Consider the following 754-nt stretch of genomic DNA (forward strand, 5'->3'; position numbering starts at 1 on the left):
ATGCGCGAATCGCCCAGGGAGGCGATCTGGCCGCCGGTGTTGTCCAAGTGGGAGGAGGTCAGGCTCAGGGCTTCAACGCCCTGGATATCCCCCGACCGGTTGTCGAGGCGGTCCGCCATGAGGGAGACCACCTTGCCGAGCACGCCTGTCGGCGGCCTGCCAGCGTCCGGGATGCTGCGGTTGCCAAGACCGGCGGCGCCTGGGCCGCGGTTGTCGAGGCTGGCCGCGTTCAGGGCCAGCGTGTTGTCGGCCTGGATCAGGCCGCCCCGGTTGTCCACCGCGCCGGTGGCGGTGATGGCAAGGTCATGGGCGGCGAGCGTGCCCTCGCGGTTGACGAGACGCGCCGCCTCGATGCGCGCATTGCCGGCGGCGGCGATCACCCCGCCGGAGGTATCCAGCTCGTCATCGACCTTGATCGCGGCGCCGGCCGTTGTGGTCAGTTTGCCGCGCTGGTTGTAGAGATTGGCGGCAGCGATGTCCAAAGCGCCGCTTTGCACAACGGCGTTGCGGGTGTCCACGCTACCTGGCGTGGCGAGAACAAGTCCGCCGACGGCGGACAGCTTGCCATCCGCCAGATTCAAGCCGCCCGCGGACAGGCTCAGATCCGTGCCGGCGAGGCTGGTGCCGCCATGAACGATGGCGTCCGCAGTCAGCGTGATGCTGCCCGGCTGATTGAGCGCGCCATCGGCGCCCACCCCGGCCACGAAACGGCCCGCGTTGGAAAGTGAGCCCGAGGCGGTGGCGATCAGGTCAC

The 754-nt window shown here is 69.4% G+C and carries 1 protein-coding gene; it reads right to left on the reverse strand.

The annotated features are described in order from the left end of the window. On the reverse strand, window positions 1–754 hold a 754-nt coding region (locus VCS63_RS29705), incomplete at both ends, for a hypothetical protein (RefSeq protein WP_323881926.1).

Origin of the sequence: Achromobacter sp. D10, from assembly GCF_035282245.1 — a bacterium.
In the GTDB taxonomy this organism is placed as follows: Bacteria; Pseudomonadota; Gammaproteobacteria; order Burkholderiales; family Burkholderiaceae_B; genus Achromobacter; species Achromobacter insolitus.